This window comes from Microtetraspora sp. NBRC 16547 (assembly GCF_030268965.1).
Classification (GTDB): Bacteria; Actinomycetota; Actinomycetes; order Streptosporangiales; family Streptosporangiaceae; genus Microtetraspora.
In genome coordinates this window covers 197947-212899 of sequence record NZ_BSSE01000008.1, presented here as the reverse complement: position 1 = coordinate 212899, position 14953 = coordinate 197947, and the positions used below count along the sequence as shown (strand labels likewise).

The 14953-nt window shown below is 72.1% G+C and carries 8 protein-coding genes (1 of these 8 cut by a window edge); 4 read left to right on the top strand and 4 right to left on the bottom strand.

Annotated elements, in window-relative coordinates; all coding sequences use genetic code 11:
* The 4 genes in view from QSK17_RS14605 to QSK17_RS14590 are tightly spaced (each overlapping or abutting the next) and all read left to right on the top strand, a layout consistent with a single transcriptional unit that may run on beyond the window.
* Window positions 1–1232: the end of a condensation domain-containing protein gene (locus tag QSK17_RS14605; protein WP_285705240.1), read on the top strand. The gene continues 1870 nt to the left of window position 1, outside the view; only the last 1232 of its 3102 coding nucleotides appear in the window; its start codon lies off the left edge, out of view; it ends in the stop codon at window positions 1230–1232.
* Window positions 1225–4197: a condensation domain-containing protein gene (locus QSK17_RS14600; RefSeq protein ID WP_285705239.1), complete on the top strand. Its 2973-nt coding sequence runs from the start codon at window positions 1225–1227 to the stop codon at window positions 4195–4197. The genes QSK17_RS14605 and QSK17_RS14600 overlap by 8 nt, the downstream gene beginning before the upstream one ends.
* Window positions 4194–7757 carry an AMP-binding protein gene (locus tag QSK17_RS14595; protein ID WP_285705238.1) on the top strand — a complete coding sequence of 1188 codons (3564 nt, stop codon included), beginning with the start codon at window positions 4194–4196 and terminating at the stop codon, window positions 7755–7757. The genes QSK17_RS14600 and QSK17_RS14595 overlap by 4 nt, the downstream gene beginning before the upstream one ends.
* The gene (locus QSK17_RS14590) at window positions 7738–9009 is read left to right on the top strand and encodes an MFS transporter (protein WP_285705237.1); all 1272 of its coding nucleotides are present in this window, start codon (window positions 7738–7740) and stop codon (window positions 9007–9009) included. The genes QSK17_RS14595 and QSK17_RS14590 overlap by 20 nt, the downstream gene beginning before the upstream one ends.
* Here the strand turns inward: QSK17_RS14590 and QSK17_RS14585 are convergent.
* From QSK17_RS14585 to QSK17_RS14570, 4 genes are read right to left on the bottom strand one after another with little or no spacing between them, the layout of a single operon-like run.
* Window positions 8978–9997 carry an LLM class F420-dependent oxidoreductase gene (locus QSK17_RS14585; RefSeq protein WP_285705236.1) on the bottom strand — a complete coding sequence of 340 codons (1020 nt, stop codon included), beginning with the start codon at window positions 9995–9997 and terminating at the stop codon, window positions 8978–8980. The two genes, QSK17_RS14590 and QSK17_RS14585, sit on opposite strands and share 32 nt — an antisense overlap.
* Window positions 9976–10707, bottom strand: coding sequence for a thioesterase II family protein (locus QSK17_RS14580; RefSeq protein ID WP_285705235.1), 732 nt, complete (start codon window positions 10705–10707; stop codon window positions 9976–9978). Before QSK17_RS14580 ends, QSK17_RS14585 begins: the two co-directional genes overlap by 22 nt.
* On the bottom strand, window positions 10704–14651 hold the full coding sequence (locus QSK17_RS14575; RefSeq protein ID WP_285705234.1) for a non-ribosomal peptide synthetase: 3948 nt from the start codon (window positions 14649–14651) through the stop codon (window positions 10704–10706). The genes QSK17_RS14580 and QSK17_RS14575 overlap by 4 nt, the downstream gene beginning before the upstream one ends.
* Complete coding sequence (locus QSK17_RS14570) at window positions 14648–14953, bottom strand: acyl carrier protein (protein WP_285705233.1); 306 nt, start codon at window positions 14951–14953, stop codon at window positions 14648–14650. Before QSK17_RS14570 ends, QSK17_RS14575 begins: the two co-directional genes overlap by 4 nt.

Below are 14953 nucleotides of genomic sequence, written 5' to 3'. Positions count from 1 at the left end.
TGCCACGCGAGGCACTCGCGGCGCGGGTGAGCTGGATGCGGGAGCACTACGGGCTCGGGCCTGGCGACCGCGTGCTGCAGTTCGCCTCGCCGAGCTTCGACACGCACGCCGAGGAGATCTACCCGGCGCTGGCCGCCGGAGCCGAGCTCGTCCTGTGCCCGGACGAGCCGCTGCCCGACTTCCTGAAGACCCCGGAGGGTTCCGCGCTCACCGTGCTCGACCTGCCGACGTCGTACTGGCAGGAGCTGGTGGGCATGGGCGTCGCCTGGCCGCCCGGCCTGCGGCTGCTCATCCTGGGCGCGGACCCGCTGCCGGGTCCCGCGCTGGCCGCCTGGTACGAGTCAGGTCCCCCTGGCGTACGGCTGGTCAACAGCTACGGCCCCACCGAGACCACGATCATCGCCACCACCGCCGAGATGGACCCCACCGAGGCGTCACGCCGACCGGCCGTCGGGTTCCCGCTGCCGGGCACCACGGTCGAGGTGGTCGCTCCGGACGGGCTTCCGGTCCCGCCCGGCGTGGCGGGTGAGCTCCTCATCGGGGGCAGCGGCGTGGCGCGTGGCTACCGGGGTGCGCCCGCCCTCACGGCGGAGCGGTTCGTGCCCGGTCCCGGCGGTTCGCGCCGGTACCGTACCGGCGACCGGGCCCGCTTCCGCCTGGACGGGACGCTGGAGATCCTGGGCCGCCTCGACCGGCAGGTGAAGGTGCGCGGCTACCGCGTCGAGCCGGGCGAGGTGGAGTCGGTGCTGCTCACCCACCCGTCGGTACGGCAGGCCACCGTGACGGTCCGCGACGACCGGCTGGTCGCCTACGTCGTCCAGGACCCGGCTCCCCTGCACGATCACCTCGCCGCCGAGCTGCCCCCGCACCTGATGCCCAGCGCGATCGTCTCGCTGGACCGCATCCCGCTGACCCCGGGCGGCAAGGTCGACCTGGCCGCCCTGCCCGCCCCCGGCCAGCAGGTCGGCACGGCGTACGAGCCGCCGGAGAGCGCGGCGGAAGAACTGGTCTGCCTGGTCTGGTCCGAGGTGCTGGGCCTGGAACGGGTGGGCGTGCTGGACGACTTCTTCCAGCTCGGCGGCCACTCGCTGTTGGCCACCAGGACCACGGCCCGCATCGCCGCGGCCACCGACCTGGAGGTGCCGCTCAAGCTGGCCTTCACCCACCCGACGCCGCGCCTGCTGGCCGCGGCGCTGGAGCACCTGGCCGAGGAGGCCGACGAGCGTGGATGAACGGCGTGCGCGCGTCGAGGCCCGCTTCCGCAGGGCGGTGGCGGGCCTGGGCGCGGCGGAGGAGATCCCGCGGCGGGCCGAGGGCAGCCGACCGCCGCTGTCGTTCGCGCAGGAGCGGCTGTGGTTCATGGAGCAGTTCGCCCCCGGGACGAGCGCCTACGTGCTGCCCGCCTCGGCCCGGCTCCGCGGCCCGCTCTCCGTGGAGCGGCTGCGGCGGGCGCTCGACGCCGTGGTCGCCCGGCACGAGAGCCTGCGCATGACCTTCCCCGCCGGGACCTCCGGCCGGCCCGAGGTCTGCGTGGCCGACCACGTGGCGGTCCCGCTGCGCGTCGTGGACGCGGCGACCGAAGAGGCCGCCAGGCACGTGCTCAGCACCGACGCCGCGCTCCCCTTCGACCTGGCGGCGGGCCCGCTGCTCCGCGCCACCCTCGTACGGCTGGCTCCCGACGACCACGCCCTGCTCATCGCCGTCCACCACATCGTCGCCGACGGCTGGTCCGCCGAGCTCATCCTGCGCGAACTCCTGACCCCGCCCGAGCGCGAACCGCGGCTCGGCTTCGGCGACTACGCGCTGTGGCAGCGGGAACGGCTGAGCGGCGAGCGGCTGGCCGGCGACCTGGCGTTCTGGCGCGCGGAACTGGCCGGGCTGCAGGTACTCGACCTGCCGCTGGACCGGCCGCGCCCGCCCCGGCAGGGATTCCGCGGCGGCTGGCACGACCTCGAACTGGACGTCGCGGAGTTCCGCGCGCTGTGCGCGGCCGAGGGGGCGACGCTCTACATGGGGCTGCTCGCCGCCTTCCAGGTGCTGCTGTCGCGCTGGTCCGGCCTGACCGAGTTCGCGGTGGGGTCGCCGGTGGCCGGGCGGACCAGGCCGGAGTTCGAGGACATGGTGGGGCTGTTCGTCAACCTGCTGCCGATGCGGGCGCGGCTGGCGGGGGATCCCGGGTTCGCCGAGGTGCTGCGCCGTACGCGGGACGGGGCGCTGGAGGTCTACGGCCACCAGGAGCTGCCGTTCGAGAAGCTGGTCGCCGAGCTGGACCCCGAACGCGACGTCAGCCGGCCGCCGGTGGCGCAGGTGCTGTTCGCGCTGCAGAGCTACCGCGACGGCGGCGAAGGTTTCGAGCCGGACAGCACGACCACCCGGTTCGACCTGGAGCTGTACGCCGCCGAGCGGGGTGACCGGGTGGAGGGGCGTTTCGTCTACAACGCCGACCTCTTCCTGCCTTCGACGGTCGAACGGCTGGCGGGGCGGTTCGCCGCCCTCCTGCGCGCGGTGGTGGCGGAGCCCGACGTGCCGGTGGGACGCCTGGACCTGCTGCCCGCCGGGGAGCGGGACCAACTCGCGCGCTGGAACGCCACCACACGCGACCACCCCGGCGGGCTCCTGCACGAGCTGGTCTTCGAGCAAGCGGCCCGCACCCCGGACGCGACAGCCGTGATCTTCGAGGGCGAACGACTGACCTACCGCGAGCTGGCCTCCCGCGCCCGCCAGGTCGCGGCCGCACTGGACGTACAGGTCGACCAGCCCGTCGGCGTCTGCATGGAACGCGGCCTCGACCTACCCGTCCAACTCCTCGCAGTGCTGGCCGCCGGTGGCGCGTTCCTCCCCCTCGACCCCAACGACCCCGAGGAACGGCGCAACGGCATGCTCGCCGACGCCCACACCACCCCCGGCGGCCACCCCCACGCAGACAACCTCGCCTACGTCCTCTACACCTCAGGATCCACCGGACGCCCCAAAGGCGTCGGCATCTCCCACCGCGCGATCGTCAACCGACTCCGCTGGATGCAGCACACCTTCCAGCTCACTTCCCAAGACCGGGTCCTGCACAAAACCCCGATCACCTTCGACGTCTCAGTGTGGGAACTGTTCTGGCCACTCATCACCGGCGCGACCATGGTCATCGCCCGCCCCGGAGGCCACCGCGACACCGCCTACCTACGCGACCTCATCAAAACCGAGGCCATCACCACCGTCCACTTCGTCCCCTCGATGCTCCACGCCTTCCTGGAAGAAGAGGACATCCAACTGCCGGAGCGGATCATCTGCTCCGGCGAAGCCCTCCCACCCGGCCTGGACATCCCCGGCCTGCACAACCTCTACGGCCCCACCGAGGCAGCCGTCGACGTCTCCTGGCACCCCTGCCAGCCGGGCGAAACCGTCGTCCCGATCGGGCGGCCGGTGGACAACACCACCCTGCACGTCCTCGACTCGAACCTGCGCGACGTCCCCATCGGCACACCCGGCGAGCTCTACATCGGCGGCATCCAACTCGCCCGCGGCTACCTCGGCAAACCCGCACTCACCGCCGAACGCTTCCTCCCCGCACCGGGCGGCCAACGCCTCTACAAAACCGGCGACCTCGCCCGATGGCTCCCCACCGGCGAACTCGAATACCTCGGCCGCACCGACCACCAGATCAAAATCCGCGGCATGCGCGTCGAACTCGGCGAAATCGAAGCCGTCTCCGGCGCCGCCGTCAAACTCGTCGACGGCCACCTCGTCGGCTACCACGTCGGCGACATCCCCGACCTGACAGACCTGCTGCCGGACCACATGATCCCCCGCCGCTGGGTAAAGCTGGACGCCTTCCCCCTCACCCGCAGCGGCAAACTCGACCGCGCCGCCCTCCCCGCCCCCGACCGCCCGGCCGACCTGCCCTGGGAGCCCCCGCGAGACGCGGCGGAGCGAGCCGTCGCGCAGGTTTGGCAGGAGATTCTCGGCCTCGACCGGGTCGCCAGGAACGACACCTTCTTCGCCGTGGGCGGCGACTCGATCAGCAGCCTCAGGGTCGTGGCCCGGCTGCGGGGCCTGGACTACGACGTGGAACTGCAGCAGCTGTTCACCCACCAGGCGGTCTCCGAGCTGGCCACCGTACTGCGGCCGCGGCGGGCCGTACGTGAGTCCGCGGCGGCGGCCTTCGACCTGCTCAGCCCGGCGGACAGAGAGAGGCTCACGCGATGATCATCGACGCCTACCCGCTCAGCGCCCTCCAGGCCGGGATGCTGTACCACAGCGAGTTGGACGGGGTGACCTTCCACGACCACACCACGCTCATGGTGCGCGGGACGTTCGACGAGGCGGCGCTGGTCAGGGCGCTGGGAGAGCTGTCGGCGCGGCACGAGGTGCTGCGGACGTCGTTCGACCTGACCGGGTTCAGCGAGCCCGTCCAGCTGGTGCACGACAGCGCGGACATCCCGCTGACGGTGTCGGGCGACGCGCCGGAGTACGGGCCGTTCGACTGGACGCAGGCTCCGCTGCTCCGCGTGCACGTGCTGCCGCAGGCGGACCGGTTCGCGCTGACCGTGTACTTCCACCACGCGATCCTCGACGGGTGGAGCGTCGCGACTCTGGTCAGCGAGCTGCTGGCGCGCTACGCGACACCGGGACTGCCGCTGGATCCGCCCGGGGCGCGCTTCCGCGACCTGGTGGCGGCCGAGAAGGCGGTGCTCGCTCAGCCGGAGGCGGCGGAGTTCTGGCGGGAGGCGATCGCCGAGGCGCCCGAGGGACGGCTGCCCCGCAGGCCCGGCTACCCCACCGGCGGGCCGCGCCACGTCGAGGTCCTGGCCACGACGCTCCCCGGCGACCTGACGCGGGCGCTGGCCGAGGAGGCGGCAGACGCGCGGGTGCCGCTGCGCTCGGTGCTGCTCGCGGCGCACGTGCGCGTCATGGGACTGCTGACCGGCGAACCGGACGTCCTCACCGGGATGCTCACGCACAGCCGCCCGGAGAGCGAGGCGGGCGGCGAGGTGCTCGGCCTGTTCCTCAACACCATCCCGTTGCGCGTGCGGGCCGACGCTCCCGACCTGGTGCAGCGGGTGTTCCAGGCGGAGGTGGCGGCGCTGCCGTACCGGCATTTCCCGCTTTTCGAGATCCAGCGGGCCAGCGATCGCGCGCGCCTGCTGGACACGCACGTCGACTTCCGCGACTTCCAGGTGTACGGCGGCGCCGCCACCCCCATCGAGGGCCAGGACTTCTTCGAGCAGACCGACTTCGCGTTCAGCGCGGCCTTCGTCCGGACTCCGGGGCAGGGGCTGACGCTGACGATCTCCTACGACACCACGCAGTTCCCCGCCGACCAGATCGCGGCGATCCGGGACCACTACCTCCGCGCCTTGTCCGGAAATATCACCATCTCGCCGGAGGATACGGCGCTACTCGCGCGCTGGAACGCCACCACACGCGACCACCCCGGCGGACTCCTCCACGAGCTGGTCTTCGAGCAAGCGGCCCGCACCCCGGACGCGACAGCCGTGATCTTCGAAGGCCAGCGACTGACCTACCACGAACTGGCTGAACGTGCCCGCCAGATCGCGGCCGGGCTCGACGTGCAAGTCGACCAGCCCGTCGGCGTCTGCATGGAACGCGGCCTCGACCTGCCCATCCAACTCCTCGCAGTACTGGCCGCCGGCGGCGCATTCCTCCCCCTCGACCCCAACGACCCCGAAGAACGACGCAACGGCATGCTCGCCGACGCCCACACCACCCCCGGCGGCCACCCCCACGCAGACAACCTCGCCTACGTCCTCTACACCTCAGGATCCACCGGACGCCCCAAAGGCGTCGGCATCTCCCACCGCGCGATCGTCAACCGACTCCGCTGGATGCAAGACACCTTCCACCTCACTCCGCACGACCGGGTCCTGCACAAAACCCCGATCACCTTCGACGTCTCAGTGTGGGAACTGTTCTGGCCACTCATCACCGGCGCGACCATGGTCATCGCCCGCCCCGGAGGCCACCGCGACACCGCCTACCTACGCGACCTCATCAAAACCGAGGCCATCACCACCGTCCACTTCGTCCCCTCGATGCTCCACGCCTTCCTGGAAGAAGAGGACATCCAACTGCCGGAGCGGATCATCTGCTCCGGCGAAGCCCTCCCACCCGGCCTGAACATCCCCGGGCTGCACAACCTCTACGGCCCCACCGAGGCAGCCGTCGACGTCTCCTGGCACCCCTGCCAGCCGGGCGAAACCGTCGTCCCGATCGGGCGGCCGGTGGACAACACCACCCTGCACGTCCTCGACGCGAACCTGCGCGACGTCCCCATCGGCACACCCGGCGAGCTCTACATCGGCGGCATCCAACTCGCCCGCGGCTACCTCGGCAAACCCGCACTCACCGCCGAACGCTTCCTCCCCGCACCGGATGGCCAACGCCTCTACAAAACCGGCGACCTCGCCCGATGGCTCCCCACCGGCGAACTCGAATACCTCGGCCGCACCGACCACCAAATCAAAATCCGCGGCATGCGCGTCGAACTCGGCGAAATCGAAGCCGTCTCCGGCGCCGCCGTCAAACTCGTCGACGGCCACCTCATCGGCTACCACGTCGGCGACATCCCCGACCTGACAGACCTGCTCCCGGACCACATGATCCCGCGCCGCTGGGTCCGGCTGGACGCCTTCCCCCTCACCCGCAGCGGCAAGCTCGACCGCGCCGCCCTCCCCGCGCCGGAGACCACCGGCGGCAAGCCGTACGTGCCGCCGCGCGACGAGGTGGAGGCGCGGCTGGCCAGGCTGTACGAGGAGGTGCTGAAGGTGCCCGCGGCCGGGATCCTGGACGACTTCTTCGAGCTCGGCGGCCACTCCATCAGCGCGCTGCGGCTGGCCGCCCGCATCCGCCAGGAGCTGGGGCGGAACCTGCCGGTCGCCACCGTGCTCGCCGCGCCGACGATCAGCGCGCTCGGCCGGGTGCTGCGTCAGCCCGAGGACCTGGCGCCGCCGAGCCACGTCGTGCCGCTCAACCCGGACGGCGACCGTACGCCGATCTTCTTCATCCACGCGCTCGGCGGCCAGGTCTTCCGCTACCACCCGCTGGCCCGGCGGCTCGGACCCGACCAGCCGGTGTACGCCATCGCCGCGCGCGGGCTCGTGCCCGGCGAGGAGCCGCACGCCACGCTCGCCGAGATGGCCGACGCCTACGTGACCGACCTGCTGGCAGTACGGCCGGCCGGGCCGTACGTGCTGGGCGGGTTCTGCATCGGCGGGAACATCGCGCTGGAGGTGGCCAGGCGGCTGCGCGAGCGCGGCGAGCAGGTGCCGCTCGTCGTGCTGTTCTACGCCAACGCCGAGGAGCCGGTGGCGGACGCGTCGCTGAAGGACGACACGGTGCTGCTGTTCCACGCGCTGGCCGGCGGGCCCGAGGAGACCCTCGGGCTGGACGCGGCGGAGCTGGCCGCCCGGTCGCCGGAGGAGCGGCTGCTGGCGGTGATGGGCGCGGCCGAGGCAGCCGACCGGCTGGCCCCGGACACCGCCGAGGTCGAGCAGGCGCGCCGCTACCTGGCGGTGTTCCGGGCCAACGCGCACGCGGTCGGCGGCTACCGGCACGAGCCGTACGACGGCGACGTCGCGCTCTTCGCGCCCAGGCGCGAGGACGGCGGCTGGCCCTCCGTCGCCAAGGGACGGCTGGCGCACGTGGAGATCCCCGAGGAACGCGTGCCGATCCTTTACGAACCCCTGGTCGCCGGAGCGGCCACCGAAATCAGAAAGTGGATGGATCATGGCATCCCCGACCATTGAGCAGCGGTCGAGCCTGTGGAAGTACCCCGACTTCCTGCGGCTGTGGGCGGGCCAGAGCCTGTCGCAGTTCGGCTCGGCGATCAGCCTCTTCGCGTTCCCCGTCATCGCGGTCACCGTCCTGAACGCCTCCGAGGCGGAGATGGGCGTCGTCGGCTTCCTGCTGCGGCTCCCGATGGTGTTCTTCCTGGTCTTCGGCGTGCTGGCCGACCGGGTGCGCAAGCGGCCCATCCTGATCTGGACGGACGTGGCGCGCTTCGTGCTGCTGATGCTGATCCCCATCGCGTGGTTCGCCGACATGCTCACGCTGACCTGGATCTACGGCGTCATCTTCGCTCTCGGGCTGCTCAGCACGCTCTTCCAGACGGCCTACCGCAGCTACTTCCCGTTCCTGGTGCCGCGGGAGAACTTCCTGGAGGGCAACTCCAAGCTGCAACTGACCGAGTCGACCGCCCAGACGTTCGGACCCGGCCTCGCCGCGGCGCTGCTGAAGGTGCTCGCCGCGCCCGCGCTGCTGATCATCGACGCGGTGTCGTACCTGGCCTCCGCGATCGCGGTGTCGCTGATCAAGCGGCCGGAGGCGCGGCCCGAGCCGGACGACACCACCGCCGGGCAGGTGCACAAGGCGATCTGGCAGGGAGTGCTCTGGGTGATGCGGCACGAGCTGATCCGGCCGCTGGCCATCTCCTCGGCCGTGTACTCGCTGTTCATCCTGGGCTCGATGAACTCCATCTACGCCCTGTACGTGATCCGCGACCTGGGCGTGCCCGCGGCGTGGTTCGGCAGCATCCTGGCCGGCGGCGGCGTGGGCGCGATCATCGGCGCGCTGATCGCCGTCAAGGTGATGCGCCGCTACGCGATCGGCAAGGTGCTGGTGTGGTCGATGGTGTACGGCAACCTGGCGCTCTTCCTCATCCCGCTGGCCACCGGCGACGTCTGGGTGTCGGTGGCGATGCTCGTCCTCGCGCAGCTGGTCAGCGGCGTCAGCTCGCAGATCTTCTTCGTCACCAACACCTCGCTGGTGCAGACGATCACCCCGCCGCAGCTGCAGGGCCGCGTGGTGGCCTCGATCTACTCGCTGGGCCTGATCCCGGCCCCGCTGGGCGCGCTGGGCGCCGGCCTGCTGGCCGGCGCCGTGGGGACGCGCGTGGCGCTGTGGGTGGTCGTGGCCATCGGCGCTCTGGTGCCGATCGCGGCGATGGCCTGGTCTCCGCTGGCCAAGCTCAAGGAGATGCCGGCGCCAGGCTCGCAATGAGCCGTAGCTGGCGGCTGCGGAGCCGCCGGGTGGGCGTGACCAGGCCGACGATCAGCGTGGTCGCGCCCGCCTCCTGGTAGGCCGCCATCCGCTCGCGCACCTTGCCGGCCGGGCCGCACATGGTCATCGCGTCGACGAGTGCGTCGGGCAGCATCGCCATGGCCTCGCCCTGCCGCCCGTCCAGGAAGGCTTCCTGCATGCGGGCGGCCTCCTGCTCGAAGCCGAGCGTGGCGGCCAGCCGGTTGTAGAAATTCGTCCGGCGTGAGCCCATGCCGCCCAGGTAGAGGGCGAGCATGGGCCGCATCATGTCGTAGGCCAGCTCCTGGTCCTCCTCGACGAGCGTCAGCACCATGGGCGCCACGTCGAGGTCGCCGCGGTTCAGGTGCTTGGCCATCCTGGCCAGGTGGTCGGGCGGGAAGTGGATGGCCAGCCAGCCGTCGGCGAGCTCGCCGGCCAGCGCGACAGTCCCGGGCCCCATCGCGGCCAGGTAGACCGGCAGCCGTTCCTGCACCGGCGACACGGCCAGCGCCAGCTCCTTGCCCTCGCTGCCGGGCAGGGGCAGCGTCATCGTGGGCCCGTCGTGCCGCACCGGCTCCTGGTGGAGCGCCTTGCGCACCACCTGGAGGTAGTCCCGGGCGCGGGCCAGCGGCCGTTCGAAGCGCTCGCCGTGCCAGCCCTCGACCACCTGCGGTCCTGACAGCCCCACGCCGAGCCTGGCCCGCCCGCCGGAGACCTGGTCGAGGGTGGCCGCGGTCATGGCGGCGACGACGGGCTTGCGCCCGGTCATCTGCAGCACGCCGGTGCCCAGCGCGATGCGTTCTGTCTGCCCGGCGATCCAGGCCAGCAGGCTCGCCGGGTCGGTGCCGTAGGTCTCGGCCGCCCACACCGAGTCGTAGCCCAGCGCCTCGGCCTCTCGTACCAGCGCCAGGTGGTCGGCCGGGCCGAGGCCCGCGCCGCCCCAGTAGCTCATGCTGTAACCGAGGCGCATCCCATCTCCTCAGCGATCGCGGCTGCCAGGACGTCCGGGGTGTCCTCGGCCAGCCAGTGGGTGGAGTCGAGCTCCCTGAGCACGGGCCTGTGCACGCTCTGCCTGCGCCAGCCGAGCAGGCCGCCCCTGGTCAGCGAGGCGTCCCGGATGCCGTACAGGACAGAGATGGGCACCGGCAGCGGTGGCCCGGGCCGGTGGTGATAGCCGGCCAGCAGCCCGAAGTCGGCGCGGAGCGCCGGCTCCAGCACCGGCCAGAGCACCTCCCGATCGGCCAGTTCCGGCGGGACACCGCCGAGCGCGATCAGCTGCTCCCAGAACAGCCACGACGGCAGCGACGGCAGCCTGCGCAGGAGCAACGTCACGTCCGGCGCGGCGAACGACGCGACGATCAGCCGTTCCGGTCGTCCGCCCAGCTCGACCGCGCGGCGGCAGACGAGGAAGGCCAGCAGCGCGCCGCTGCAGTAGCCGAACAGCGTGTGCGGGCCCCTTTCCACGAGGTCGTGGGCGAGCTCGTCGACGAGCCCGTCGAGGTCGGTGCGCGGCTCCTCGGCGAGCCTGGCCTGCCGTCCCGGCAGGTTGACCGACCACAGCCCCACCTCGGGCGGCAGGTGGCCGGCGAGCTCGCCGAGCGACGCGGGGCCGCCGCCCGCGTGCGGGAACGCGACCAGCGCCCGCTCGCCCTCCTTGACCTGGACGAACCACGGCGTCATCGGGCTTCCCCCAGGTGTCGGGCCAGCTCGGCCGGGGTCGGATGGTCGAACACGGCCCGCATCGAGACCGGCCGTCCCGCCAGCTCCTCCAGCGGTCCGACCAGCCGTACGGCCAGCACCGAATGCCCGCCGTTGAGGAAGAAGTTGTCGTGCGCCCCCAGCCCAGGACGGTCCAGCGCGTCGCGCCACAGCGCCACCACCTGCTGGACCAGCCCGTCACCCGCTTCCTGCTGTTGTGTGCGGCCTTCCGCCGGAACGACGAGGTCGCGGTAGGCGATCTTCCCGTTGCCGGTGGTGGGGAGCCGGTCGACGACGACGTAACGGGTGGGGACGGCGTAGTCGGGCAGTCGCGACCTGGCGAACCGCCACAGCTCTCCCTCGTCGGCCGGGCCGGTGACCTCGAGGAAGGCGACGAGCCGCCCGTCGGCCTGCGGGTCGCCGTCCAGGATCACCGCGGCGGTCCTGATGGCGTCGTGCTCGTGCAGGGCGGCCTCGACTTCGCCGAGCTCGATGCGGTGGCCGCGGAGCTTGATCTGCCGGTCGTCGCGGCCGAGGAGTTCGAGGGTGCCGTCGTGGCGGATCCGGGCGCGGTCGCCGGTCCGGTAGAACCTGCCGTACCGGTCGTGGTGGCCGAAGCGTTCCGCGGTCAGCTCGGGGCGGTTGAGGTAGCCCGCGCTCACCCCGTCACCGGCCACGCACAGCTCGCCCGGCACGCCGGGCGGCACCTCGCGGCCTCCCCCGTCGGTGACGAAGATCCGCGTGTTGGCCAGGGGCGCGCCGGCGGTCACCGGATCGGCCTCGCGCAGCTCGGCGGCCGTGGACCAGATCGTCGTCTCCGTCGGGCCGTACACGTTGAACAGGCGGCACCCCAGCCCCAGCAGGTCCCTGGCCAGCGCCGCCGGCATCGGCTCGCCGCCGCACAGCACGGTCCGTCCGGCCAGCTCCCGTACGGCCTCCGGCGCGATCAGCCGCCAGGCGGTCGGCGTGGCCTGGACGACCTCGACGCCGGTCATCAGCTGGAGGAACCTGGCCGGGTTCAGCTGGTCCTCGTCCGAGGCCACCACCACGATGCCGCCGGAGGCCAGCGGCAGCAGCAGCTCCAGCCAGGAGATGTCGAAGGAGGTGGTGGTGGACCACAGCACGCTGGTCGGTGCGCCGAGCCGGTCGGCGAAGTCCAGCACCAGGTTCGTCAGGTTGCCGTGGGTGACCCGCACGCCCTTGGGGCGTCCGGTGGAGCCGGAGGTGTAGATGACGTAGGCGATGTCGCCCGGCTCGGGGGGTTCTGGTTCCTTCCGGGTGTCTGGCATCCTGACGACCGGGGTCGCGCCCGCCCAACCGGGGGTGCCCTCCGCGATCACCAGCCGGGCGCCCGAGTCGGACACCTGGTAGGCGAGGCGGGATTCCGGCTGCCGCGTGTCCAGCGGCAGGAACGCCGCGCCCGCCTGCCACACCCCCAGCACCGCCGCCACCAGTTCCGCCGAGCGGTCCAGCGCCAGCGCGACGAGGTCTCCGGGCCGTACGCCCTGCTCGCGCAGCAGGTGGCGGACCGCGGCCGCGCGGCCGAGCAACTCGTCGTAGCCGGTCTCGCGGGAGCCCTCGCGGACCGCCACCGCGCTGCCGGGGACGATGCGGTCGAGCAGCGTGTCCGGCCAGGTTCGGTGCGTGTCGTTGATCCGGTCGAGCAACGCCCGGTCCTGCGGTGAGAGCACGTCCTCGACGGGGCCGCGGGCGGCCTGCCGTACGACCGAGCACATCCTCGCGGCGAACGCGGCGATCTCGTCCTCGTCGTGCACCTCGGTGCTGTGCACCATCCGGATCGTGAGGCGGTCCGGCTCCTGGATGACGTTGCACTGCAGGTCCAGGCGGCTGCGGTCGATGAGGTTGTCCACGTAGCCGGGCACCTCGCCCTGGACGCTGACCTTCTCGTCGCTCCAGGGCCGGTAGTTGAACATGTGCCGGAACAGCGGGACGCGCCAGTCGTCCGTACCGTGCCCGCGGCGGGTCAGCACCGCCTCCACCGAGGCGCCGGCGTGCTCGATCCCCTCCGCGAAAGCCTCCTCCACGCGCCTGGCGACCTGCTCGAAGTCGTCGTCCAGCTCGACGTGGACGCGCAGCGGCAGCGTGCTCACGGCGTAGCCGACGTGCTTGCGCTCCTCGCCCGTCTTGGTGCTGACCGGCATGCCGATCACCAGGTCCGGGCCGGCACCGTGCCCGCGCAGCGTCAGCAGGAAGGCGGCGGCCAGCACGATGTTGCCGGTGGTGCGCAGCCGGGCCCGCACGCCGTCCAGGGCCGCCACGGTCTCGGCGTCGACCTGCCACGAGCAGGTGTGGCCGGCGAACGTCGGACGGCCCGGCGAGTGCCTACTCCCCGGCAGCACCATGGCGGCGGGGTCGACGCCGTCGAGCCGGTCCAGCCAGTAGCCGATCGACTCCTCTGACGGCTCCCCCGGCTCCAGCATCGGCGCGGGCCCCGCCAACTCGGGGGGCAGCGTGCCGTGCCCGGTCTGGCTGTCGTAGAAGCGGCCCAGTTCCTCCACCAGGAGCTGTAGGGAGGTGCCGTCGATAATGATGTGGTGGCCGACCAGGCACACCACGGTCCCGGCGCCGTCGGGCAGGGTGAAGTGTCCCACCCTGATGAGCAGGTCGCGGCCCAAGTCGAAGGGCTCGTCCAGGAAGGACTGCAGGTCCGCGACCAGCGTCTCCTCCGTCGTGGCCCGCGTCTCGACCTTCAGCTGGGCATCCTGGGGCGCCACCAGGTGCCTGACGGGCGCCCCGCCCACCACGGGGAACCGCAGGCGCAACGCCGGATGCCGCTTGACCAGCCGGTTCACCGCGATCTGCAGCGGCAGCCTGCGCAGCGGTGTCTCGAACCTGAGCGCCACCGCCAGGTTCGAGACACCGCTGTCCGGCGCGAGCTGCTCCAGAACCCAGAAGGAGTACGGCACCGCCGACAGCGGACGCGGCTCCTCCACGGAGGCGGGCAGCTCCGGCTGCGGCCGCGGGATGGGGATGCGTTGCAGCGGATGATCGGGATCGAGCGCGGCCCAGTCCACCCGGCCGCCGCCCGTCCAGAACCTGGCCACGGCGGCCAGCAACCCCGCGAGGTCACTACCCACCTGGACCTCGGCTCCGACCGTCTCTTGCGCGAGGCCGGCGAGCGCCTCCTCCAGCGGAAGGTCACTCGCGAGGAGTGCCGGGTCCGGGGCTTCCGCGCGGATGCCCCAGGCGGCGAGGGTGGCGGCCAGCCCGTAGGCGGTGGCGAAGGCGGGTGGCGCCTCGACGCCGCGTGCTTCGAAGGCCTCTTCGCACACGTCCACGGCCTCGGTGAACACGCGCTCCACGCCGTACAGACCGGCCGCCTCATCGGAGAGGGACAGGAAGACCGGCCCCTGCTCGTAGGTGTGCTCGCGGCCCAGCGCGAGAGCGGCTTCCGCGGCGCTCCGGCAGACCACCGCACCTCGCACGGGGTGGTGGACGCGTCCCTGCCGCAGGGTGCCCGCCGCGTCGGCGTAGCGATCCTCCGATAGTCCGGCGAAGAAGCCGGCCAGGCTCCGCCGTACTGACTCGGCCTCTTCGTGGGTGCGGCCGGACCACACCACCACCTGCGGGCGGCCGTCGCCCGGAGCGTGCACTGGCGGATAGCCCTCCTCGACCTCGAGGTCGTCGGGCCAGATCACCCGGTGCACCAGGTCGCCGTCGAGCAACGCCCGGTCGAGGAGCCGCAGGACCAGGGTGCCGCGCAGCGTACCCGGCGGCAGCTCGCCGGCGTCGGTCACGGCCAGCTCGCACTCCCCGGCCAGCAGCGCCACGCAGGCCTTGCCCACCCCGCCGTACAGCCGGACGACCTGCGCTCCAGGATCGTGTCCGGCCTCCTCGGCCGCCCCCACCTCCTGCAGGAAGCGCCCCATCGCGATCACGGCGATGGGCTGTTCGTGTGGGGTCACCGACCGTCCTCACGGATCCTGGCACGCACGTCGCGGCGGCTGCCGCCCAGCGGACGGCGACGGGCGCCGTCCTGCCTGGCGGGCGCCTGGCCCTGCGTGATCAGGTCCGAGAGGGCACGCAGGTTCGGGTGGGTGAACATCGCGGTAACCGGCAGGCTCAGGCCCAGTGTGCTGGTGATCTCCTCGTGCAGCTCGACCAGGGCGAGCGAATCGAGACCGGCTTCGAAGAAGTTGAGATCGGGATCGAGAACGCGGCCTAACCTTCGCTCCACGAGAGATGCAACCGCGTCGGCCTGGGTCAT